This window comes from bacterium, assembly GCA_021371935.1.
In the GTDB taxonomy this organism is placed as follows: domain Bacteria; phylum Armatimonadota; class UBA5829; order UBA5829; family UBA5829; genus UBA5829.
In genome coordinates, this window is the sequence record JAJFVF010000013.1 from 141,953 (window position 1) to 163,824 (window position 21,872).

General features: G+C 51.3%; 20 protein-coding genes and 1 pseudogene. 9 read left to right on the plus strand and 12 right to left on the minus strand.

Going from position 1 to position 21,872, the window contains the following annotated elements:
* Window positions 1-2 precede the first annotated feature (2 nt).
* From LLG46_10705 to LLG46_10720, 4 genes and pseudogenes are all read left to right on the plus strand, one after another.
* Window positions 3-32 (plus strand): annotated as a pseudogene (locus tag LLG46_10705) (hypothetical protein).
* Window positions 19-1,092 (plus strand): DNA polymerase III subunit beta, encoded by a 1,074-nt coding sequence (dnaN, locus tag LLG46_10710; protein ID MCE5323769.1) that lies wholly within the window; start codon window positions 19-21, stop codon window positions 1,090-1,092. The pseudogene LLG46_10705 and the gene dnaN overlap by 14 nt, the downstream one beginning before the upstream one ends.
* Before the next feature lie 225 nt (window positions 1,093-1,317).
* The gene (locus LLG46_10715; GenBank protein ID MCE5323770.1) at window positions 1,318-2,577 is read left to right on the plus strand and encodes a DUF1835 domain-containing protein; all 1,260 of its coding nucleotides are present in this window, start codon (window positions 1,318-1,320) and stop codon (window positions 2,575-2,577) included.
* Between the two features lie 164 nt (window positions 2,578-2,741).
* Window positions 2,742-4,013, plus strand: coding sequence for a hypothetical protein (locus LLG46_10720; protein MCE5323771.1), 1,272 nt, complete (start codon window positions 2,742-2,744; stop codon window positions 4,011-4,013).
* A gap of 45 nt (window positions 4,014-4,058) precedes the next feature.
* On the opposite strand, the gene LLG46_10725 is transcribed toward LLG46_10720, so the two are convergent.
* The 3 genes from LLG46_10725 to LLG46_10735 are packed head-to-tail and all read right to left on the minus strand — an operon-like array spanning window position 4,059 to window position 7,072.
* Entirely contained in the window at window positions 4,059-4,259 is a 201-nt protein-coding gene (locus LLG46_10725) for a FeoB-associated Cys-rich membrane protein (GenBank protein ID MCE5323772.1), read from the minus strand.
* Window positions 4,256-6,295 carry a ferrous iron transport protein B gene (gene feoB, locus LLG46_10730; GenBank protein MCE5323773.1) on the minus strand — a complete coding sequence of 680 codons (2,040 nt, stop codon included), beginning with the start codon at window positions 6,293-6,295 and terminating at the stop codon, window positions 4,256-4,258. The genes LLG46_10725 and feoB overlap by 4 nt, the downstream gene beginning before the upstream one ends.
* 27 nt (window positions 6,296-6,322) lie before the next feature.
* Window positions 6,323-7,072: a DtxR family transcriptional regulator gene (locus LLG46_10735; protein MCE5323774.1), complete on the minus strand. Its 750-nt coding sequence runs from the start codon at window positions 7,070-7,072 to the stop codon at window positions 6,323-6,325.
* 159 nt (window positions 7,073-7,231) lie between these two features.
* On the opposite strand from LLG46_10735, the gene hemC reads away from it, so the two are divergent.
* From hemC to cobA, 3 genes are read left to right on the plus strand one after another with little or no spacing between them, the layout of a single operon-like run.
* Window positions 7,232-8,176 (plus strand): hydroxymethylbilane synthase, encoded by a 945-nt coding sequence (hemC, locus tag LLG46_10740; protein ID MCE5323775.1) that lies wholly within the window; start codon window positions 7,232-7,234, stop codon window positions 8,174-8,176.
* The gene (gene nadB, locus LLG46_10745; GenBank protein ID MCE5323776.1) at window positions 8,177-9,811 is read left to right on the plus strand and encodes an L-aspartate oxidase; all 1,635 of its coding nucleotides are present in this window, start codon (window positions 8,177-8,179) and stop codon (window positions 9,809-9,811) included.
* A complete protein-coding gene (gene cobA / locus LLG46_10750; GenBank protein MCE5323777.1) occupies window positions 9,804-11,312 on the plus strand; it encodes a uroporphyrinogen-III C-methyltransferase in 1,509 nt (502 codons plus the stop codon). The genes nadB and cobA overlap by 8 nt, the downstream gene beginning before the upstream one ends.
* A 34-nt stretch (window positions 11,313-11,346) precedes the next feature.
* Here the strand turns inward: cobA and LLG46_10755 are convergent, their stop codons facing one another.
* Complete coding sequence (locus LLG46_10755) at window positions 11,347-12,171, minus strand: amidohydrolase (protein ID MCE5323778.1); 825 nt, start codon at window positions 12,169-12,171, stop codon at window positions 11,347-11,349.
* Window positions 12,172-12,269: 98 nt separating this feature from the next.
* Between LLG46_10755 and LLG46_10760 the strand changes: the two genes are divergently transcribed.
* Complete coding sequence (locus tag LLG46_10760) at window positions 12,270-12,494, plus strand: hypothetical protein (GenBank protein MCE5323779.1); 225 nt, start codon at window positions 12,270-12,272, stop codon at window positions 12,492-12,494.
* A gap of 6 nt (window positions 12,495-12,500) precedes the next feature.
* Here LLG46_10760 and LLG46_10765 read toward each other — a convergent pair whose 3' ends face one another.
* A complete protein-coding gene (locus tag LLG46_10765; protein ID MCE5323780.1) occupies window positions 12,501-13,583 on the minus strand; it encodes an AI-2E family transporter in 1,083 nt (360 codons plus the stop codon).
* A 169-nt stretch (window positions 13,584-13,752) separates the two neighbouring features.
* Here LLG46_10765 and LLG46_10770 point away from each other — a divergent pair, with 169 nt between their 5' ends.
* Window positions 13,753-14,748, plus strand: coding sequence for a phosphodiester glycosidase family protein (locus tag LLG46_10770; GenBank protein MCE5323781.1), 996 nt, complete (start codon window positions 13,753-13,755; stop codon window positions 14,746-14,748).
* Here the strand turns inward: LLG46_10770 and LLG46_10775 are convergent.
* The 7 genes from LLG46_10775 to LLG46_10805 all read right to left on the minus strand — a co-directional run bounded on the left by LLG46_10775 (window position 14,683) and on the right by LLG46_10805 (window position 21,871).
* Window positions 14,683-15,201: a peroxiredoxin gene (locus LLG46_10775; GenBank protein MCE5323782.1), complete on the minus strand. Its 519-nt coding sequence runs from the start codon at window positions 15,199-15,201 to the stop codon at window positions 14,683-14,685. The two genes, LLG46_10770 and LLG46_10775, sit on opposite strands and share 66 nt — an antisense overlap.
* 50 nt (window positions 15,202-15,251) lie before the next feature.
* The gene (phoU, locus tag LLG46_10780) at window positions 15,252-15,932 is read right to left on the minus strand and encodes a phosphate signaling complex protein PhoU (GenBank protein ID MCE5323783.1); all 681 of its coding nucleotides are present in this window, start codon (window positions 15,930-15,932) and stop codon (window positions 15,252-15,254) included.
* 314 nt (window positions 15,933-16,246) lie between these two features.
* A complete protein-coding gene (gene pstB / locus LLG46_10785) occupies window positions 16,247-17,002 on the minus strand; it encodes a phosphate ABC transporter ATP-binding protein PstB (protein MCE5323784.1) in 756 nt (251 codons plus the stop codon).
* A complete protein-coding gene (gene pstA, locus LLG46_10790) occupies window positions 16,999-17,850 on the minus strand; it encodes a phosphate ABC transporter permease PstA (GenBank protein MCE5323785.1) in 852 nt (283 codons plus the stop codon). The genes pstB and pstA overlap by 4 nt, the downstream gene beginning before the upstream one ends.
* Window positions 17,847-18,809: a phosphate ABC transporter permease subunit PstC gene (gene pstC / locus LLG46_10795; GenBank protein MCE5323786.1), complete on the minus strand. Its 963-nt coding sequence runs from the start codon at window positions 18,807-18,809 to the stop codon at window positions 17,847-17,849. Before pstC ends, pstA begins: the two co-directional genes overlap by 4 nt.
* 64 nt (window positions 18,810-18,873) lie before the next feature.
* Window positions 18,874-19,923, minus strand: a complete 1,050-nt coding sequence (gene pstS, locus LLG46_10800; protein ID MCE5323787.1) for a phosphate ABC transporter substrate-binding protein PstS — start codon at window positions 19,921-19,923, stop codon at window positions 18,874-18,876.
* 184 nt (window positions 19,924-20,107) lie between these two features.
* A complete protein-coding gene (locus LLG46_10805; protein MCE5323788.1) occupies window positions 20,108-21,871 on the minus strand; it encodes a PAS domain-containing protein in 1,764 nt (587 codons plus the stop codon).
* Between the last annotated feature and the right edge of the window lies 1 nt (window position 21,872).

Here is a 21,872-nt window from a genome sequence, read left to right on the forward strand (position 1 = left end):
ATATGTGCAAGAAAGGATATATTCGAGGGTGTTCAGACTGCCGGAAGAGCTGTCAGTCCGCGCACGTCACTTCCGATTCTAGGGCACTTGCTGATCACGGCTGAGGAGGATAAGATCAGGATCGCCGCAACAGACCTTGAGATAGGCATGGAGTGCGTTGTAGAGGCGAAGATCGAGGAACCGGGTCAGATGGCTGTCCCGTCGAAGACTCTGACCGAAATCCTTGCGGCTCTGCCGGATACTGATGTGACACTCTCTGTGGATGATACAAACACTATCAGCCTGCAATGCGGCACATCAGACTATTCGATTCTGGGTTTGCCAGCGGAAGAGTTCCCGATGCTGCCGGAGATACATGAAGACGTCAGCCTGTCTGTCGAACACGATGTCCTGCGTGACGCGATCAAGAGGACGTCATTCGCCATCAGTCCTGACGAGTCCCGCGCGATCCTTACCGGAATCCTGCTGCAGGTCACCGATGACGGAGCGAAGCTGGTATCTACTGACGGTCACAGGCTCTGTCTGCAGGAGTGCACTGTCGCTCAGAGCCAGGGCAGCGTGAACGCGATAATCCCAGGTCGCGCAATGAACGAACTTTCACGCATTGTGCCGGAGGGCGAGGGGACGATTGAGGTCAAGATCGCGGCAAGTCAGGTTCTGTTCAAGATAGGTGAGACCAGCCTTATCTCAAGACTCATCGAAGGTCAGTTCCCAAATTATGATAAGGTAATTCCCCAGGAGCACAATAAGAAACTCACGGTTCCAACGGATCAGTTATTGCAGAGCGTAAAGCGTGTTGAGATTGTTGCTCGCGAAAATTCGCATAAGACTGTTTTGAGTATAGAGGACGGCACTCTGACGGTCACAGCCGAAAGCGGAAATATCGGCAGAGCACATGAAGAAGTCGAGGTCATCAAAGAGGGTGACGACACCAAAATGGCCTTTAACGCCCGCTATCTGCTGGATGTGTTGAACGTGATCGACACTGAGGCGATTGATGTGGAGCTTTCGGGAGAGTCCAGCCCGGCAGTCATCAGGCCGCAGGGACAATTCGATTATACATATGTTCTTATGCCGATGCAGATAGACTAGGTCGGTTGCCGATAATCAGTTGACAGTAATATGATGGGCGGCGATCTCCGAATCGCCGCCTTTTTGCACTTGACAGACCCGCAATATTGATATATCCTGACCTTGGGCGCGACGGACGCCTCAGGTCTGCGGAAAGGGCTAAGCCCACCAGTTAAGCGAATCAAGATTAACCTTCTTTCAGCCTGTTATTTGCAGACAGCGGGCGCAAATTGAAAGGAGGTCGAGATGACCACATCATTACCCGCAAGGCCAAGCCTTGAGAACCTCAAGAAGCAGGCAAAAACACTCCTCAAATCGCATAATTCAGGCGACGTGGGAGTATGTGCTGTCCTGCGGCGTCTGAACTGCTTCACCAATCTTTCCGACCAGGAGATACTCAGCTCAAAGTTGACTCTGGCGCAGGCGCAGTATGCTCTTGCCATGGATTACGGGTTTGCCAGTTGGAATGCTTTGAAGGAAGCCGTAATAGTCAAGCACGATCAAAGTCGGTTTTTGCATCTGCAGTGCGGCGATGTGTCCGCAGAGAGCCTGAGAAGAAGCGGTGTGCCGGGCGTTGTGAGAGTCTGGTATGACGCATTCTGTGAGGGAGCAGTGCCGGATGTCCCGGTTGATGACTCATGGTTCAAACTGCGCTCGGACACATTTATAGACTGGTTCGATAACCCAGAAAATGCCGCTGCGAGCTTCCGCAACATGTATAACCAGCTTAATGAATATACGGACTATGAAGAGGTTATATTATGGTTCGACGCATGTCTCTATGATCAGACTATACTAATTCATCACCTGGACTGGTTTTCGCATCGCGATATGGGAGATACGAAGCTGAGCCTGATCTGTATTGGCGAGTATCCGGGCATGCCGAAATTCAAGGGGTTGGGGGAACTAAAGCCGGACCAAATGGCTTCACTGCTGGATACCCGACATGAAGTGACCAAGCATGAGCTTGACCTGGGCGCGCAGGCATGGAAGGCGTATCGCTCAGATGACCCGACAGCAATAGAAGATTTCCTGTCGCAGGATACATCTGCGTTGCCATATATTGCGTCTGCGCTAAAGCGCCACTTGCAAAGGTTTCCATCGGTGAGAAACGGGCTCGGCCGTGAGCAGCAGGAAGCGCTTGAGGTAATAACTCAGGGTTATCATAAATTCGGTGATATATTTTGGCATGTATCCGATATGGAAGACCCGCCGTATTTTGGAGACATAATGCTGTTCAACAGACTGGAACCTCTGGCACATGGTTCCAGCCCTCTTATAAAAATTGAAGGGCTTGAGAATATACAAAACCGTAATAAAGCGTGGCCTGTCGACAAGTTGAGTATGTATCTCACGGATACGGGCCGCGATGTGCTCGATGGGAAATCAGACTGGATTGAAATCAACGGCATTGACCAGTGGTTCGGAGGCGTCCATCTGCTGGGAGCGAAATCGGTATGGCGATGGGATGAGGCGAATGAAAAGCTCGTTAATCGGCCCGCTTAGTTTCATCCTTGACAAGCATTTAACCCCATGATATTATCCAGGTGGCGTTGAAGGACGCCACCTGGTCTGCGGGAAGAACTCAGTTCACCTTTAGAGTGCGATAATTGGCACCTTCTTTCAGCCTGAAGTTGCAGACCACAGGCGTGATGCGAAAGGAGGTCAATATGACCACAAATTTACCACCGCGACCCGACCTGGGTCACCTCAAACGTCAGGCCAAGAGCCTGCTCAAGTCTCACCAACATGGTGACGGTGCCGCTTGTCCGATATTGCGTCAGCTTTACAGGTTCGCTAACTCGACAGACACACAAATTCTGGCATCCGATGTGAAGCTCAACGAGGTTCAGTTCGCACTCGCCCTCGATTACGGCTTCAGTAGCTGGAATGCAATGAAGCATCATGTCGAGCAATCGGCGATTATGGATAATGGAATAGTCATCCATCGGCATAATGGAGAAGTCTGGATCGATGGCGTTCCGAAACTGAGTTGGGGCAACCCCGGTCAATGCACATTCATAGGCGCACTGCTGCGAGCACTCAACCGCATAGGAGAGCCGGTCGGCTATGATGATTTGATGGGACTGAGCGGTGCTGCGTTCCGTTTTTGTTTTGCCCATCCTGACTGGGACTGGAGTTGTGTGGATGGAATGCTTGGTTACGATCATGGACAGGCAGCAATGGATACTCTCGGGTTTGAAGGTGGTTGGGCTGAAGGTGAAAGTGAAACAAGAGTTGCATTCGTAAAAAGCATAGATGAAGGCCGTCCCGCGCTGGGCATAGACCTTGTTCGCGCAGCGGAGTGGGGCGTAATCACCGGATATGCCGATGAAGGCAAAACGCTTTTGTGCAGAACCTATTTCGATGACCCAGGCGATGACTATTCCAGAACAGAGCGTCTGCCCTGGCTCAACTATCTGATAGGCGAGCGCAAACCGCCTCGCAGCCGTCATGAGAGTCTACTTACGTCTCTGCGTATTGCAGTCACATATGCACGCGGAGACGGCTTTGTTTCGGGAGGCGGATGCTCATACAAACGAGGACTCGAGGGGCTTGAGACATGGATATCAGATCTGCTTGATGATTCACGTTATGACCCCAATGATTACGATAGCTTTTGCAAGCATGCAAGCATAAACCGGTTCGTAATGGATTCACTGATCGATGCGCGTAAGTCCGTCTCACGTTATCTGGCGAACCACGCTGAAATCCTCGGCTCGGAAAACAGAGATTTGCTTATGAATCTCGCAGGTGTATATAGCCGGATAGTCGCAGAGCTTAATGAGTGCGAGAAGTATGCGCCGAAGGGCGAGAGTCCTGCTGGAGATGACTGGAGGCCTGAGATGCGTCAAGCTCAAGTCGATTCGCTTAGAGAAGTTGTTGGATTTGAGCGCGAGGCATTGAGACTCTGTGAGCAGATATTGTCACAGAATAATTAGTGACTTTACCGGGCGCTTCTATGATTTTGTGGAAGCGCCATGTTCTTATTTTGTATTCGAGATGTTTGATGACAATTTGTCCGGATCAGCCAATGGGCAATTCGAGCAGTCAGGGTTGCTCGCGGTCTTGCATCCGCTGCATCCCGTGCAATCACCTCTGCTCGACTTCGCAAATCGCCGGGCAAGGTACACTGACGCCAGCACGACCAATATGCCTACAATAATCCACTGCAAGATAACGCTCATTTGAACCCCATCATAAGTCCGATTTTATATACCGCAAAGCCCATGACATATGCCAGAGAAAGTGAATAAGCGATGGAGAAGAGAGTCCACTTCCAGGAGTTTGTCTCGCGCTTGATTGTCGCGATGGTGGCGATGCAGGGTATATAGATAAGACTCAACACCATAAACGTATATGCCGTGACCGGTGTAAATGCCTGACTGATTGCTTGCTGAAGACCCTTCTCGCCGCCGATTCCGTGTTTGAAGCCGTATAGCACACCGAGAGTGCCTACCACGACCTCTTTCGCTCCCAGTCCCATCAAAAGTGCTACTGCTGCTTTCCAGTCCAGCCCCAACGGATGGACCAGGGGTTCCAGTATCCTGCCCAAATGTCCGACAAAACTATTTGAGCTGCCGAACTCTACGCCCCATGGCAGTGACCCCATCAGCCAGATGATGACCGAAGCGGCAAGCACGACAGTCCCGGCCTTGTTTATGAATAGAGAGGTGCGTTCCCAGACGTGGATTATGGTGCCCTTTAATGTGGGAAGCCTGTATGGCGGCAGTTCCATTACAAACGGCGAGATCGACTTTGGAAAGAGTGTCTTTCTAAAAATTTTGCCTGAGACCACAGCCAGGATCACACCCAGCGCGTATATCGAGAAGATTACCCATGCTCCGTTTTGCGAAAAGAATGCGCCTGTGAAGAGTATGTATATTGGCAGCCTGGCGGTGCAGGACATAAGCGGGCTGATGAGGATCGTCAGGACACGGTCTTCATAGGTCTCCAGCGTGCGGGTTGCCATAACAGCGGGCACGTTGCAACCGAATCCCATCAGCATAGGTATGAAAGACTTGCCGTGCAGTCCGAGCACATGCATCGAGCGATCCATCAAAAATGCAGCGCGCGCCATATAGCCCGAGTTCTCAAGTAGGGATATGATTACGAAAATGACTACGATATTGGGCACGAACACGATCACACCGCCGACTCCGGCGATCACACCATGCACCAGCAGCGAAGAAAGCGGTCCATGCGGCAGGACACCAGACACCCATATGCTCAGCTCTGTGACGCCGTGGTCGATATATGTTGCGAATATGCCGCCTATATCGAATGTCAGCTTGAATGTCAGCCACATCAGGACCAGGAAAATCGGAATGCCCAGGATGCGGTTGAGCACGATATTGTCGATCTTGTCTGTCAGAGTGACATCGTGTACATCGGTATGTGTCACAGCCTCGCGCAGCAGGCCGCTGATGAAGCCGTATCTGCCGTCGGTTATGATGGCTTCCAGGTCGTCACCAAAGTGAGCTTCAAGGTGGCGGCGGGTGTTGTCCACCTCAGTAATTGCATCATCACCCATTGCAGAACACTTCGCAAGATGCAGTTTGGCGCTTTGATCACCCTCAAGCGCTTTAATGAGAACCCATCTGATCGGGACAGAGCTGTCCGGCATGAGCGCAAGTCTGTCCTTCAGCTTGCCGATCTCGAGTTCAACTTCCGGGGTATGTCGTGCACTTCTGGGTGGCTCACAGACATTACACTTGGCCTGGCTGATAGCCTGCTCGATGACGGCATCCATTCCCTCGCCTTTATGCGCGACAGTCGGGACAACCGCTGCGCCCAGGAGTTCTGAAAATTTCTTCAAATGGATTTTGTGACCGTGGCGCTCGGCCATATCTATCATGTTCAGGGCGACAACCATGGGTATCCCAAGTTCGAGGAGCTGCGTGGTGAGGTAGAGGTTGCGTTCGAGGTTTCCCGCGTCTACAACATTGACTATCACATCGACATGGTTTTCCAGAAGGAAGTCTCGCGCCACTACTTCTTCCTGTGACCTCGCAGCCAGGCTATATGTGCCTGGCAAGTCGACAATCCTGAGCGCGTGGCCATTTCTGTGGATGACTCCCTCTTTGCGTTCGACTGTGACACCCGGCCAGTTCCCAACGTGCTGATGCGCGCCGGTCAGTTCATTAAAGACAGTCGTCTTGCCCGAATTTGGATTCCCGGCAAGCGCAATTACAATTTCTTTTTTATCCACTTCAGTTTTCAATTTTTAACTCACAAGCTCATAACTGACTTATAACTCGACTTCGATATGTTCTGCTTCACACTTGCGCAGGCTCAAATTGTAGCCCCGTATTCTGATCTCTATCGGGTCGCCCATAGGAGCCATACGGATCACCTCAAAGTCCGCACCGGATGTGACCCCCATCTCCATAAGCCGTCTTCTGATGGGTCCATGACCATGGACAAATACAATTCGTCCTTTTGAGCCCGGTTCAAGATCGCTGAGAGTCGCTGCACCCGAATGCCGTGTGTGCCAATGACGATGTCCGTGCCTACTGCCCATGGTGTGGAAGAAGTCACAGTCGTCAGGATATGTGCCGTGCTTCATATAATGCTGAAAATGTGCCAGCCTGAGTGAGTGATTATCATCGCAGGCGCGCACAAACTCAGCAAGTTTGAGGAACCTTGTCAAAGTATCCGGCCGTATTGCATGTTCGATCCCACAGGCTTCTTTTTCGGCATCATTGTCATTCAGGCCGAGCACGCCTACCAGAAAATCTTTCACCGCGCTGTGACGGCTGGCTATGTCTCTGGCAATGTCCAAACCTTGATCGGTAAGCTCGACATTTTCATAAGGCTCGTGCTTCACGAAACCCTTTGTTACGAGAGAACGGATGGCTTCAGTGGCGGAGGGCATTTTGACTTCCATCAGGTGGGCGATGTCCTTGATGCGCGCCACCTGATTTTTGATCTTGAGGTTGTAGATGGCTTCGAGGTAGTCTTCCATAGAGCGCGAGAGCGAAACATGCTTATCTGCCATCTGTGAACATCCTTTGCTGTTAGGAAACCCTAAGTTAGACTAACCTAACTATACCACGTTTACGCGGTAGGTGTCAATAGAAAAGATGATTAACCACAGAATATTGCGATGCACGAAAAAACTACCAACTTGCCTTGGACTGCTGTATAATTGTCTGTAATGAAAGAGATAGTTGTCGGGTCAAGAGGGAGCGAACTGGCTCTGAGGCAGGCGCACTGGGTGGTCAGCCGCATTATTGAAGCGTACCCGGATATCTCCTGCCGCATAGAGGTCATAAAGACCACCGGCGATAGGATTATCGACTCTCCTCTGGCAGCAATTGGCGATAAAGGACTGTTTGTCAAAGAGATAGAGCTTGCGCTGATAAATGGCGAGATCGACATTGCTGTCCACAGCGCCAAGGATTTGCCGTCAGATATGGACGAACGCCTCAGCATCGCTGCATACACCGAGCGTGAGGACCCTCGGGACGCTCTGGTTTCTAAATCCGGTAAGTTGAGCGAACTGCCCATAGGTGCATCTGTAGGAACCAGCAGCGCTAGGCGTCGTGCACAAATCCTGCATTACCGTCCAGACCTGAACATACGTGATCTTCGTGGAAACCTCGATACACGCCTCAGGAAGCTCTGCGGGCCCGATTATGATGCGATTATCCTTGCGTGTGCAGGACTTCGGCGCATGAACCTAGAATCCCGAATTAGCGAGGCGATCCCCATGAACATCTCGATCCCGGCGGCAGGGCAGGGCGCATTGGCTGTGCAGTGCCGCGCGGGAGAGCATATTGCGGATATATTGTCGAGCCTGGATCATCCTCAGACTCGCAGGTGTGTGTGTTCCGAAAGAACCGTCATCGCAGCGCTGGAAGCAGGCTGTAGGACGCCTGTCGGGGTAAATGGACGTGAGTCTGACGATATTATAGCGCTGGATGCGATGGTGGCGTCAGTGGATGGATCGCGCATGATACGAAAAAGCCTCAGCGGCAGCGCTGACGATTGGGAAGATATAGGCAGACGAATGGCAGACGAACTGCGAGATGCAGGCGCAGAGGATTTACTTGAGGAAGCAAGGTATGGGGCAACAAATGATATTGGAGCGGCTGGATAGTTGATTATTGATGTGGATGTATTGGTATTGGGCACCGGCATTGCGGGTCTGAGCTTTGCGCTGAAGGCGGCGGAGCTGGGGCATGTTGCGCTGGTGACGAAAAAGAGCGACACTGAGTCGAACACGAACTATGCCCAGGGTGGGATAGCCGCCGTAATGGACCCTAACGATACATACGAGGCACACGTGAGGGATACTCATGTCGCAGGAGCGTTCATATGCCACGAAGATGCGGTCGATATACTCGTTCATGAGGGACCGGACAGGATCAGAGAGCTTGTGGAGTTTGGTGTGCGGTTTACTCACAGTTCAGACTCACCAGAGCCTACCCGCCTTGATCTTGGCCGTGAAGGAGGCCACTCCACCAGGCGCATAGTTCATGCTGCGGACCTTACAGGCCGCGAAATCGAACGGGCGCTGGTCTCTCAAGTAAAGGCCAATTATGATATTCGAGTCTTCGAGCATGACCATGCGATCGATCTTATAACTGAGCGTGTTGGAGACAAGATCATCTGCCGTGGAGCGCATGTGCTCGACTCGGAAACGGGCGATGTGATGAGCATCCGGGCGAAGGAGACCATGCTTGCGACAGGCGGACTTAGCCGCATATATTTGCACACTACAAACCCTGATATTGCTACTGGTGACGGCGTCGCGATGGCATACCGCGCGGGAGCCGTGATTGCGAACCTGGAGTTTATACAATTCCACCCGACCACGCTTTATGTCGAGAACCCCGAACCGGGCGCACGCTCGTTTTTGATATCCGAGGCCGTACGGGGTGAAGGCGGGATACTGCGTCTTACAAATGGCGAGACATTCATGGAGCACTATCATGATATGGGATGTCTGGCTCCAAGAGATGTGGTTGCCCGAGCAATAGACTCGGAACTTAAAAAGAGCGGTGATGAATGCGTATATCTGGATGTCACTCATCTGGACCCTGAGATGGTAAAGCATCACTTCCCATATATTTATGAGAACTGCCTCAAGGCCGGTGTCGATATCACCCGTGACTGGATACCGGTTGTGCCGGCTGCGCATTACTCATGCGGCGGAGTGGTGGTAGACACCAACGGCTGCAGCTCGATCGAAAACCTTTATGCATGCGGCGAAGTGTCGTGTACTGGCGTGCATGGCGCAAACAGGCTTGCCAGCAACTCGCTGTTGGAGGCAATCGTGTTTGCCAGAAGGGCAAGCATCGACGTCGAGCGAAAGATAGGCTCGATAGATTATGCCGACGTGAATGAATTTCCGGTAACCAGGCATGATAAGCGTGTGGACGCGGAATTGATTGAGGGTTTAATTGCGCGGCTGCAAAAGGTGATGTGGAAATATGTCGGCATAGTCAGGACAAATGAGCGACTTGCTGCCGCATTGGCCGATGTTCACGATATCCAGCGCCAGGCTGATGATTTATATGCTGATGGCAGGCTCACTGCAAGGTTGCTGGAGGTTCGCAATATGGCCTTGACTGCCGAGCTGATTATTCTGTCTGCGCAGTGGAGAAAAGAGAGCAGGGGGCTGCATTACAACCTGGATTACCCCAACCTCGACGATGTCAACTTCAAGCGCGATACGATACTCGTCAAGAACGGGAGAAACTTGCCCGAGATGGTTCCTGTAAATGGCTGACAAGCTCAAAAAAACAGGAAAAGTGTATCTGATCGGAGCGGGCCCGGGCGATCCGGAGTTGATTACGCTCCGGGGAATGGAACTGCTCCGGCGATGCGATGTAATAGTCACGGATAGGCTTGCAAACCCCGCACTTCTTAGCCATATCAAACATGGTGCACAGATCATATATGCAGGCAAAGAGTCGCGCGACCACACACTCAGCCAGTATGAGATAAATGCCACACTTATCGAGCAGGCGAGGCAGGGGAGAATGGTAGCCAGGCTCAAGGGAGGCGATCCATTCGTCTTCGGCAGGGGCGGAGAAGAAGCGATTGCTCTCGCCGAGGCCGGGATAGAGTTCGAGGTCGTGCCCGGCATCAGTTCATCCGTCGCCGCTGCAGCATATGCGGGGATTCCAGTCACTCACAGGTTCCTCGCGTCATCATTTGCAGTTATCACAGGCCATGAATCCCCAGATAAGCAAGGCTCGGATATCAAGTGGGACAAGATATCGACCGGAGTAGACACCCTCGTTTTTCTTATGGGGATAGAGAACCTGCCGCATATTGTCGAAAGTCTCATAGCCAATGGCCGCGACCCAAAGACTCCCGTTGCAGTAATCCAATGGGGGACATGTCCGTCTCAAAGGACTGTCACCGGCACGCTCGACGATATCGTTCAAAAGTGTGAGAGCGAGCAGATAAGCCCTCCTGCCGTGACGGTCGTGGGGGAGGTTGTAAAACTGCGCGATACAATCTCATGGTTTGAAAAGAAACCTCTTTTCGGCAAGCGCATTCTCGTGACCAGGGCGAAGCATCAGGCTGGTGAGCTAACTGAAAAACTGCATGAACTGGGCGCGGATGTGGTCGAAATCCCGGTCATCAAGATTATTCGTCCGCCCGATTATGACATTATAGACGCTGCACTTGAAAGAACATTTGACTGGATAATATTCACGAGTGTAAACGGCGTATGCCGGTTCATGATGCGTCTTAACGAACTGAAAAAGGACATACGGATTCTCGGCAGCGCAAAACTGGCAGCGATAGGTTCCGAAACTGCTGACACTCTCAGGATGTTTCAACTCATGGCCGACTATGTGCCCTCGGAGTATGTGGCCGAGGAATTCATAAAGCAGTTTCTCGAAGATGTGAAAGGCAAGTCTATTCTCATCCCCAGAGCCTTGAAAGCGCGTGACACAATTCCAGATGGTTTGAGAGCCATGGGGGCTGAAGTTATTGTTGCGCCGGTATATGAGACTGTCACAAATCACGATTGCGCGGAAGACCTGCGTGCACAACTATTATCCAAAAACTTAGACATAATTACATTCACCAGTTCTTCGACTGTAGAGAGTTTTATAGAGCTTGCGGGTGATCTTGAACTGTCCAAAGACATCAAAATCGCATGCATCGGTCCGATAACCGCCAAAACTGCCAGAGCGCATGGTCTGGAACCCGATATTATCGCTGAGGACTATACTATCGAAGGACTGGTGCAAGCCCTGATTGCGAAATAGAGGGATGGTTGGGGGCAAGAATACCCCCAACCAACTATTTGTCTAATCCAAGCAGCCTCTCGGCGTTCTTCCACAATATAAGCTCCATCTCATTATCGGTCAGACCAAGTTCCATTAGGTGGCCGAATATGACAGACGGCCTGTCAAGAGGCGAATCGGTGCCGAAGAGAATATGTTCAGCTCCGTGGTTTCTTATAATCCTGAGAGCCTGCTCATTCGATATGCCATGGCCAAAGCATGCCGATACGTCAAAATAAACGTTTTTGCCGATAAGATATTCTTCAGCCATGTCCCACATCTGAAATCCACCCAGATGGGCTGCATTGACAGTCAATTTCGGGAAGAGTTGGAGAATGTGGAGTATTCTGTCCGGCATTGCTCTCTGCACTTCAAAGTAGGTTGCCTCATCGCCCGCATGAAGCGTCACGATCAGCCGTCCCTGCGCGGCCTCATAAATAGGAAGCATCTTGGGGTCATCTACGTATGTGTCCTGCCAGTTCGAGTGGATCTTAATCCCCGGCAGACCCGCTGATATGATTTTTTCGACCTGATCGTCCAGATCATCGCAGTCCGGGTGGATGCCGCCGAATGAAATTATGTGTTTGTCGGTGTGAGATATTGCCCAATCGTTTATGCTCTCGACTTGACTTGCCTTTGTGGCTATCGGAGCAATGACTGCAAGCCTCACTCCATCATTATCCATCATATTAATCAAACCCGAGGTCGTTCCATCATATGCCGGGATAAGATTATTGGCAGTGTAGACATTGTCTATGGCGCGTTGGGCGACGTTGTCGGGGTATACGTGCACGTGGAAGTCGATAACTTTGCCGAAATATTGTGGTTGATTGCATTGCATATATCTATTTTATCATACCAGGGGAGGATATTTCGTGACCGATATATAACTTCTTATCGACACGGAAGTATTCTCAAAATGCTTTGCTGGAGGATGTTTTGATTGACATTTCAGATGTCGCGGCGCGTCTTGATGCCGACGAAAAGTTCAAGCTGACCTATCGTTTTCCCGTCCGTGCAAAGGATGGCCAGGTCGAATATGAGACCAGGCAGGGCAGGCTACTTGATGTGGCTGAAGAGGCAATGTTGTTATACGTCTCGCACAATGGTGATGTCATCTGGGTGAAGTTGGAAGAGGTGATCGATCTGGTCTCCGAAAAATGAGTTAATCTACTCTTGCGTGTTTTCCTCATTTTCTGTATTGATCTCGGATGATTCACGGCATATTCCTCTGTATTCACATAAGTACAGTTCATCGTAAAGAATGCCTGCCATAACGGCTGTTGGCGTCGCAATAAAAATGCCGATAAGGCCGAAAAGTGCTCCCATCACAAGTACCCAGAATATTACCGTGACAGGATGCAACTGGACCTGTCGTGACATTACCAGCGGGATGAGCACATGGTTTTCAAACTGCTGGATTAAGATAAATGAGCCTATGACCCACAACACCAGCACTGGATTTATTACAAGAGCGACGAGTATGGGCGGGACTGCGCTCAGAATGGGTCCGATCACAGGCACAATCTCCAGAATGCCCGCAATTACGGCAAAAAGAAGTGCCTGTTTGAACCCAAGCACAGTCAGCGCGAACCATGTAAGTGCGAATATGACGAACATGGCGAACAGCGTTCCTCGTGCCCATGCTCTGATCTGTATGGCAAGGAGTCTGCATGCCGCAGTCGCTCTTGTTTTCCCTTCATCGTCCAGTATGCTCAGAAACCCGTCTACAAGAGGTTTGGGGTTGATGAGTGAATAAATCGTCGTCACCAGTATCACGACTGCAGCCGCAATGGCGAGTATTCCGCTGCCTGTAGCCCGGCTTATTCCGCCTATAAAGGGTTTTATGAACTGAAGTAGAGTGCCGACATTGAGCTTTGGAGCAAGCTTTGCAAACGTTGGAAAGTGTTCTGAGTAGTATGCGAACCACCTCCTGATCTTTTCCAGAAGGTCTGGAAAGTCAGCGGCTAATTCTGATAACTGCCTTCCGGCAACAGGCGCGATCAGGTATGTCAGACCAGCTATTGTTCCCAGGAGCGTCAATATCACAATGGCTGTGCCTGCCGAGCGCGGGATCTTATGTTTTTCTAGCCAGGTCACGAAGGGATCGAGCGAGACAACCAGCAGTGCGGTGATGCTCAATACGAGCAGCACATCCACAATATCGTTGATGAACACAACGACAAGGTATATAAACGCAGCGAATAGTATCGCATTGCGCAGGTCTTTGAAAGTAAGCCCTTGTGCACCCATTACAGACCACCATTTTTCATATTAGGTTCATTAAAAGTGAACCTTTTGAACCCGCTAATCGTCTAAATAAGTGAGAAAGCTCATGCATTACGATCCCCGGCCGCATGGCCGCCCGCACCAGGGATGATCGGACGACAGAGTGCAATGGCCGGCAAGGAGGTGCGGAACTATGAAAGCCCGCTGGTTCTTGCCTTTCCTCGTTGCTCTTGTAATTACTGCGCCGCCCCTGTCGCATTCAGACACGACAAGCGTGAACTTGCAACAGATGCGCATATACGGCGCATGTACGTATGTCATCACAGCCAACCTCAACGACCCGGATATACAGGTCAAGATAGGTCTTCCAGCCAAAGGGATTCCCACCAGTGAGTCGTTTTTAAGCATGGTGAAGCGGCATTCTCCCGAGGCAGCAGTGACCGGCACATATTTCGACACCCGCACACTCTATCCGGTCGGCTCCATCGTAATCGAGGGTCAGCCCGCGCATGAGAGCGCAATCGGGACTGCTGTATGCTTTACAAAAATCAATGAAAAGGGATATACGGTCACATTCAACGCCACTCGTAAAGGTGAAAAGTTCAACTGGTCGGGCGTCGGGACTGGCCTGCGCACAGGTCCACTGCTTCTGGCGAACGGCGCATATGCGCTCAATCCGGCTCGCGAGGGGTTCAGACATCCGGGATTGTTCGGCTGTCGCACCAGAATGGCGATGGGCATAACCGGATACAATAAGCTGCTGCTGGTATCGGTCAGCACGCCAATCACATTCGGACGCCTGGCAAGTGTGATGAAATCCCTGGGCGCAACGGATGCTGTGAGTCTGGACGGAGGAACGTCCTCGGCGATGTATTATCGTGGAAAAATGATCCGATATCCCGGCAGGCTGCTCACGAATATAATCGAGGTTCACAATCATCCGCGTGTGGTTTCCCAATGGGAGATGGTTGAAAATGAGGTTCGCACTATGCAAGGTCGTATAAATTCCTGGGAGCCATATGAGCAGCGGAGGCAGGGACTCACATTTGATGAACACCTGCCGTCCGCCATCAAACCGCTATTCGCGCTATATGACATCAACGAGGTTGCGCTGGCCCCTGACCTAACCCTTGCCAAGGGTAGAGGCGCCCTCATTCCAGTCAACCGGACACATCTCGCCCGTCTGTAGAGCTTTGATTACCCTGATGACCTCATCGACATTGCGACCGATGTTGAGATCGTGAACCACCTGATATCGCAAAACGCCCTCTGGATCAATTATAAACAGCCCTCTCAGGGCGATCCCCTGGTCCTCGATCAGCACCCCATATTCTCGGCTGACCTCTTTTGTTATGTCAGAGAGCATCGGGTAGTGGATAGGCCCAATCTGCTGAGTCCATGCCAGGTGTGTATATGTGCTGTCTATACTCGCACCGAGAATTTCTGCGCCGAGTGATTTGAATTCATCCAGCCGCTTGCTGAATGCAGTTACCTCGGTCGGGCACACAAATGTAAAGTCCAATGGCCAAAAGAAGAGCACTACCCATTTGCCTTCATACGTGCTCAGTTTGACTTTCTCGAACTTTTCGTCGATCACTGCGTCGAGTTCAAAATCCGGCGCCTGCTGCCCCACTTGTATCATCTCGATTTACCTCCAGATGTAAACTAAGGCATACATACCCGGAGGCAAGCTCATCTAATCCCCATGTCATTAAATACTTCAGGCTGATGACGCACAATTTCACCCTCGCTCATATATATGACGTCCTCAGCTATATTTGTAGCCTGGTCGGCTATTCTTTCGAGATGGCGCGATGTAGATAACAGATGGAACGCCTCAGAAACTCTGTCCGGGTTTTCGCGAATGTAATCTTCCAGAAGCTTATACATATGCCTGTTCATAGCGTCAACCTCATCATCCGATGCTCGGACCTGCCTGGCAAGGTTTGTGTCCAGATTTACGAGAGCGTCGAGGCTGCGCTTGAGCATAAGCTGGGTGAGTTCGGCCATGCCGCGGAAGTCCAGGGGAAGATCTATCGGAGTATGTGATGACAGATATGCCGCCCGTTCCGCAATATTGACACCGAGGTCTCCGATTCTTTCAAGGTCGTTATTGATTTTGAGGATGGCAACCACATATCTCAAGTCGATTGCCACAGGTTGGTGCAGGGCAAGAATTTTGAGACACTCCTCTTCAATCTCGACTTCGAGCTGATCCATTTCCTCATCGCTCTTTATTACCTCATCGGCCAGATCAGGGTTGCGAGTGACGAGCGATTCGACGGCCTTGCTCAGAGAGTCCTCGACCTCCGCGCCCATAAATAGTATTTTCTTCTTTAGTTTATCTATCTCACGCTGCAAATGTGTGCTCATTGTGTGCTCCTTTATGTAAGCTGAACGTGGAGAGTGGAAAGTCCAGATTCCAAAACACGACACCCCACAAATCGAGCTAATAATTACTTGCCCAGCCTGCATTATTTATTGACAAGCTAACCTAACATATACAGTCTAACCTAGCATATACAGTCATCCCGAGCGTAGCCGAGGGATCTGCTTTGAACCGGTCCTATCGCATTAGCCCCAGCCTTAGCCATAACCGGATACATGTGCGCAAAGCAGATTCCTCACATTCGTTCGGAATGACATAATTTGAAATGTCGTTTTTCGGGCATTCCTGCCCGCATATCTTATCCGAACCTGCCTGTGATGTAGTCCTCAGTCTGCTGTTTCTGAGGCCGTGTGAACATCTCTTTAGTTTCCCCGAACTCCACAATCTCACCCTCAAAGAAAAATGCCGTGTAGTCCGAAATCCTTGCAGCCTGCTGCATATTATGCGTCACTATGACTATCGTATACTGCTCCTTGAGTTCAGCAATCAGTTCTTCTATCTTGGCGGTCCCGACAGGGTCTATTGCAGACGCCGGTTCGTCCATCAACAGCACTTCCGGCTCGACTGCAACTGCCCTGGCTATACACAGCCTCTGCTGCTGGCCGCCCGATAGATGAGTGCCGGGTTCATGCAGTTTGTCCTCTACTTCGTCCCACAGTGCAGCTTTGCGCAGCGCCTGTTCGACACGTCCGTCCAGCTCATTCTTACTGGTTTTGCCCTGCAGCCTCAGGCCATATGCGACATTGTTGTATATCGACATCGGGAATGGGCTTGGTCTCTGAAATATCATTCCCACGCGCATTCTTAGGTCGATCAGGTCGACATCTGCATCGAGCAGATTCTTGTTGTCGAGTATGATCTCGCCCGTCGCCGACTGGCCTTTATACAGCTCATATATTCGGTTATAGCACCTGATATGGGTCGATTTGCCGCAGCCGGACGGCCCGATAATAGCCGTCACCCGGTTTTCGGCTATATCCAGGTTATTGTCCCTGAGTGCCTGATGCGTGCCGTAATAGAAGTTGAGATTGCGCACTGATATCTTGACGTTCATCGGCGCGCTCTCCTGTCTTTGACCAGAAATCGTGCCGTCAGTGTCATCAACAGCACACCCGCAGTTATCAGTAATGACGCTCCCCATGCCTTTGCCTGCCAATCCGCGTATGGTGACATCGCGTAGTTGAATATTGTAACCGTGAGGTTGCCCATCGGTTTGGCCATCGATAGGCTCCAATATGGGCTGTTGAGGGTGGTAAACAGCAGTGGAGCCGTCTCACCGCTCACCCTTGCAACCGCAAGTATCACGCCTGTAATAAGCCCGCTTTTGGCCGCTCGAAATATTATCTGAAATATCATTTTGTGCTCGGGTGCGCCCAGTGCCAGAGCCGATTCGCGCAGCGAGTTCGGCACCAGTTTGAGCATGTCTTCTGTGGTCCGCGTGACAATTGGCAGCATTATGATTGCCAGTGCGATGCTGCCTGCCAACCCCGAAAACCCGCTCATCGGGACTACAACGAGTGTGTAAACAAACACCCCGATCACAATAGACGGCGCGCCCATAAGTATATTCGCCACGAACCGGACAGCGTTGGCGAACTTGCTCTCGTGTCCGAACTCGGCCAGATATATTCCCGCCAGAATCCCTATTGGGACGCCTATCGCAGTTGCCAAAATAGTAATCATGATCGTGCCGACTATGGCATTGGATAGTCCTCCTCCGCTCGATCCGGGAGGCGAAGGCAGGTCAGTGAAGAATTGCCAGTTGATCGCTTCAAAGCCTCGCGCTGCGATTGTAATGAGTATCCAACTCAGCATAAACAGCCCGAGGACGGCTGCTGAACCGGCTATGATGGTTACCGTCAGGTTGGTCAGCTTTCGTGATGTCACAGACCGTGCTCTCATGCCGCCTTCCCTCTGGCCGCATATTTCAGCCAAATCTGCGCCACTATCTGAAAGAGCGCTGTTATCAGAAACAGCACCAGTCCCAACTCGATCAAAGCGCTCAAATATATAGGTTCGGACGCCTCAGTGAACTCATTTGCAAGGGTCGAGGCTATCGTGTTGCCGCTCGCAAATAGAGATGTCGCCAGTTTGTGGTCGTTGCCGATTACGAACGTGACCGCCATCGTCTCACCAATTGCTCGCCCAAGCCCCAGGAATATTGCTCCTACCATTCCTCGCAGACCATATGGAATCGAGACATCTTTGGTGACCTCCCATGTTGTAGCGCCGAGGCCATATGCAGACTCTTTGGTGACTGCCGGGACCATCTGCAGCACATCGCGCATTACGGATGATATGAACGGCAATATCATCAATGCAAGAATCATGCCGGCCGTCAGCATTCCGATCCCCATTGGAGGACCCTGAAACAGCGAACTGAAGCCCAGGTATTTGCCCAGCCATGGCTGAATATGGTTTGCCATAAATGGCGCGAACACAAAAAGTCCCCACATGCCGTATATGATGCTGGGTATCGCGGCAAGCAGTTCGATTGCCGTCCCGAAGAACCCGCTTAGCTTCTTTGGTGCCAGTTCCACCAGAAACAGCGCTACCACCACGCTCATAGGCGTAGCGATTATCAGGGCAATGAGAGTAGAGATCACCGTTCCATATATGCTGGAGAGTGCTCCGAACTCGCCTGAAACCGGGTTCCACTTTGTGGAAGTGAGGAATCCGAAGCCGAATTTGCCTATCGCCATCTGTGAATTTCGCCACAGCTCGAATATTATCCCGATTGCTAGAATGAGCAGTGTGCCTGCGCAGGCGGCTGTGATGCTTCTAAAAAGCCGGTTCGCCTCCAGCTTGCGTGGTGCCGCCGGTTCTATGTCCGGTTTTATTGTGTCAGTGTTTATTGCCATAGTTGTCAGAAATCAAAGGCTCGGCAGGAGCCTCGCCCTCCCGGCATGACTGCCAACCGATATCTCATAGCCCACAGCTCTTCCATTTATCCTGGACCATCTTCACAACACTGTCAGGCATTGGAACGTAATCGAGTCTCTTGGCCATGTCGCCGCCATGCCGATAGCTCCAGTCGAAAAATCCGATCATTGCATCCGCGATCTTTTTGTCTGACTGTTTTTTATGGATGATTATGTATGACGCGCCTGTTATAGGCCAGCTGCCTTCGCCGGGCTGGTCAGTGAGGACAACATAATAGCCGGGAGCATTTGCCCAGTCTGCATTAGCTGCGGCTGCCTGGAAAGAATCTATTGACGGAGTAACAACTTTTCCTGCTTTGTTTTTGAGATTCGTGTAGGTCATCTTGCTTTGCAGGGCATAGGCATATTCCACGTATCCGATGGAGCCGTCGAGCCTCTGCACATATGCGGCCACGCCCTCATTACCTTTGCCTCTGACCCCAACCGGCCAGTCAACTGACTTTCCGAACCCAATCTTCGCGTGCCACTGCTTGGAAATTTTGTCGAGGTAGTTGGTAAATATCCATGTGGTGCCGGAGCCGTCGGCTCTGCTGACCACAGTGATGTCCTTATTCGGAAGCGTAAGGCCGGGGTTCTCTTCGACTATGGCCGGATCGTTCCACTTCTTGATTTTGCCGAGGTAGACGCCTGAGATAGTCTCGGGCGAAAGGTTCAGCTTTCCGGGCGTGACCCCCTTCACATTGACAACAGGCACGACCCCACCCATAATCATCGGGAACTGAATGAGACCCGCCTTATCGAGTTCTTTGGCCGTCAGAGGTGCATCGGATGCGCCGAAATCGACAGTGCCTGCTACGATTTGCTGCACGCCTCCGCCGGAGCCTATGGACTGATAGTTGATCTTGACGCCGGTGACCTGATGATATTTGTCCGCCCAAAGTGCATATACGGGGTAGGGGAATGTGGCTCCCGCGCCGTTTACGGTGACTGACTTCCCGCCATTGACTGCCACGGGACCCTTTTTACCGCATCCGCAGATCACAATGGCTGCAGACGCTGCCACAAGAATTAGGTGCATGACACGTCGATCCATACAATCGCCTCCATTATCAAACCATCTAAGCAATTTACGCTAAGTAAATTGCACTTTTCGGCATAGAATCCGTATATGTTAAAGTGCAATCTCTAATACAAGTTTATGGGCGTAATTTACTTACTGCTAAGATTACAGCCCGATTGTTAAGATAGTGTAAGGAAGCCGCAAGGTTTGTATGAATTTACCCGAGCGGCAGGATTATCGAGAACGTGCTGCCGCTGCCGGGCTTGCTCAGCACTTCGGTCCTGCCATTGTGAGCCTGCACTATGTGCTTGACGATGGCCAGCCCGAGCCCTGTGCCGCCCATTTTGCGGCTTCTGGCCTTGTCCACACGGTAGAACCGCTCGAAGAGTCTGGGTATATGTTCCGGCTCGATCCCTACACCCGTATCAATTACCCGTATCGCCGCTTCATGATCCGTTTTCTGAGTTTTGATCGTCACACTTCCGCCGGGGCTGTATTTTATGGCGTTGTCTATGAGATTTGTGACCGCCTGCTCCAGCAGAGGTGCATTCATGCGCACGGATATGTCTTCGTCGCATTCAAAGTTGACCGTCACATCCTGCTCATTTGCCTTGGGCTGTAGACTTACCATGGCGGCAAGGATCAAATCCTTAATGCTCCCCGTCTTCATCTCGATCTCTTTCGATTCGATCCTCTGCTCGATCCGTGAAAGCGCCAGAAGATCATCAATGATTGCGTCAAGCCTTTCGGACTGCCGGGAAATAATATCGAGGAAGTCACCAGCCTTGTCCGGGTCTTTTATCGCTCCCTCACGGAGTGTCTCCACAAAACCCTTGATGGACGTGATGGGGGTCTTGAGTTCGTGGGAGACGTTGGCAACGAACTCCTTGCGCATATTCTCAAGACTCCGCGTCTGCGTGATATCGTTCAGGACGACCAGCACACCTATCTTTTTGTCGTTCGCATCCAGCAGAGGGGTCGCCATGGCCTGAATGAATGTGCCTGGTCGAAAGACTATCTCGTCCGTCACAGGAGCCGGACTGATGTGAGCCTTCTCGAAGAACTTCTGCAGCTCGGCATTTCGTATTGCTTCCTGAATGGTCTTGCTCTTGACTGAACCCAGATCGACCCCAAGCAGCCGCTCTGCCATGGGGTTCAAAATCAGCAGTCTGTCCTCATTGTCTATCGCTATGACTCCTTCTTTCATGCTCGATAGTATTGCCTGCTGCTCGCTCGACTTTTGCGTGATAGTGCGAACTTGTGTATCGAGCTGAGCGGCCATTTGGTTGAGAGTGTCAGAAAGACTGGCAAATTCTTCTATATCGGATGCGGGCATGTGCGAACTGAAATCACCATTGGCAAACCGGCCTGCCGCTTCTTTCATCTTCAGCAGAGGTTTATCGATCCAGCGTACCGCCAGCAGGCTGGCAACCGCAGCGAACAATGTGATGAGAAAGGCTCCAATAAATATGTGACGGTAAATCGTGTCTGGAGCGGCGTCGAGAGCCGTTGCGGCAAGCGCTGTGCGTATGACTCCGACAGTGCGCCCACCGTCCTTGATCGGCACTGCAAGATAGACCATTGTCAGGTGCAAAGTCGGGCTTAAACGCCGCGCTGTCCCAACCTTGCCTTTAAGCGCATCTTGAAATTCAGGCCGGTCGGAGTGATTTTCCATTTTTGCCGGGTCCGATTCGGAATCCGCCACTACTTTTCCGGCCGGCGATATCACAGTGATACGTGTGAGCGAAGTCTTTGACAGACGCTTTACATCGCGCTGAAGATTATCGGTCGAACCGGATATATATACGGAACCCAACTCATTTTCAAGTAATTTGGTCCTGACTCCAAGGTCGGATTCAACCTGAGAATAGTAAAACTCGCGCAGTGAATTGGATGCATATAGAGCGACGAGCAGCACGGAAGCGAGAGTAATGAGAAAATATACCGGGAAGAGCTTCCAAACCAGAGGTTTCCTGCGCATT

What these genes read in the sequence shown, in the direction of transcription:
- LLG46_10715 (MCE5323770.1), top strand. Translation starts at nt 1,318, where the DNA reads ATGACCACATCATTACCCGCAAGGCCAAGCCTTGAGAACCTCAAGAAG.
- LLG46_10720 (MCE5323771.1), top strand. Translation starts at nt 2,742, where the DNA reads ATGACCACAAATTTACCACCGCGACCCGACCTGGGTCACCTCAAACGT.
- LLG46_10725 (MCE5323772.1), bottom strand. Translation starts at nt 4,259, where the DNA reads ATGAGCGTTATCTTGCAGTGGATTATTGTAGGCATATTGGTCGTGCTG.
- LLG46_10735 (MCE5323774.1), bottom strand. Translation starts at nt 7,072, where the DNA reads ATGGCAGATAAGCATGTTTCGCTCTCGCGCTCTATGGAAGACTACCTC.
- hemC (MCE5323775.1), top strand. Translation starts at nt 7,232, where the DNA reads ATGAAAGAGATAGTTGTCGGGTCAAGAGGGAGCGAACTGGCTCTGAGG.
- cobA (MCE5323777.1), top strand. Translation starts at nt 9,804, where the DNA reads ATGGCTGACAAGCTCAAAAAAACAGGAAAAGTGTATCTGATCGGAGCG.
- LLG46_10755 (MCE5323778.1), bottom strand. Translation starts at nt 12,171, where the DNA reads ATGCAATGCAATCAACCACAATATTTCGGCAAAGTTATCGACTTCCAC.
- LLG46_10765 (MCE5323780.1), bottom strand. Translation starts at nt 13,583, where the DNA reads ATGGGTGCACAAGGGCTTACTTTCAAAGACCTGCGCAATGCGATACTA.
- LLG46_10770 (MCE5323781.1), top strand. Translation starts at nt 13,753, where the DNA reads ATGAAAGCCCGCTGGTTCTTGCCTTTCCTCGTTGCTCTTGTAATTACT.
- LLG46_10775 (MCE5323782.1), bottom strand. Translation starts at nt 15,201, where the DNA reads ATGATACAAGTGGGGCAGCAGGCGCCGGATTTTGAACTCGACGCAGTG.
- phoU (MCE5323783.1), bottom strand. Translation starts at nt 15,932, where the DNA reads ATGAGCACACATTTGCAGCGTGAGATAGATAAACTAAAGAAGAAAATA.
- pstB (MCE5323784.1), bottom strand. Translation starts at nt 17,002, where the DNA reads ATGAACGTCAAGATATCAGTGCGCAATCTCAACTTCTATTACGGCACG.
- pstA (MCE5323785.1), bottom strand. Translation starts at nt 17,850, where the DNA reads ATGAGAGCACGGTCTGTGACATCACGAAAGCTGACCAACCTGACGGTA.
- pstC (MCE5323786.1), bottom strand. Translation starts at nt 18,809, where the DNA reads ATGGCAATAAACACTGACACAATAAAACCGGACATAGAACCGGCGGCA.
- pstS (MCE5323787.1), bottom strand. Translation starts at nt 19,923, where the DNA reads ATGGATCGACGTGTCATGCACCTAATTCTTGTGGCAGCGTCTGCAGCC.
- LLG46_10805 (MCE5323788.1), bottom strand. Translation starts at nt 21,871, where the DNA reads ATGCGCAGGAAACCTCTGGTTTGGAAGCTCTTCCCGGTATATTTTCTC.